1 protein-coding gene is annotated in these 698 nt (G+C 56.2%); it reads left to right on the forward strand.

Annotated elements, in window-relative coordinates; all coding sequences use genetic code 11:
* Window positions 1-162: 162 nt before the first annotated feature.
* The coding region (locus tag AM629_RS21355) for an Ig-like domain-containing protein (protein ID WP_235525588.1) at window positions 163-698 on the forward strand (536 nt) is incomplete at its 3' end.

A 698-nucleotide genomic window follows, 5' to 3' on the forward strand; every position in this document is an offset into this window, starting at 1 on the left:
GCCGGTGGCGGGGACGATAAGATTTTCGGCGGTGTGGGTGACGACGTGATCGAAGTGGGTCACGGGAGTGCAACGATTGATGGGGACGGTGGAGTCAATATAGTCAGCCTGCACGGTAACCACGGCGACTACCAAATTACCCGTACCGACGGAGGATATGTAGTGGCTGACAAGGTCGCCGGGCGTGACGGCACGGTCACGCTGAAAAATATCCAGAAACTCAATTTCGCGGATATTTCGGCGGTGGATTTACAAACACCCAATGCGATGCCTGTCGAGGATGTCCTCACTCACGATAAAGACGGCAAGGTTTTTGATCGTACTCAGCCTCATCTGATTGCCGCCGACAGTCTGTTGGCTAACGATCAACCCCTTAACAGTCAGGGTGCCCTGCGCATTGCCAATGTTGGGGAGGCGATAGGCGGTACGGTCAGCCTCACCGCTCAGGGCGATGTCTTGTTTACGCCGGAGGCAGATTACACCGGTGTCATTAGCTTTAAATATGGTGTCACTGATGCAGCCGGTAATCCGTCAGCGTCGGTCGTCGATCTGCGCAGTGGGGAAACCGCGCCGATGCGCGCCGTGGCGACATTACTGACCCCGGAAGTCCCGCTTGATCCCTTGACGGCTCAGCAATGGTATCTGAGTGATGCCAACATTCTGCCGGTCTGGAAGGACTACACCGGTAAGGGCGTACG

The sequence above is a fragment of the Photorhabdus heterorhabditis genome, assembly GCF_001280945.1.
Classification (GTDB): Bacteria; Pseudomonadota; Gammaproteobacteria; order Enterobacterales; family Enterobacteriaceae; genus Photorhabdus; species Photorhabdus heterorhabditis.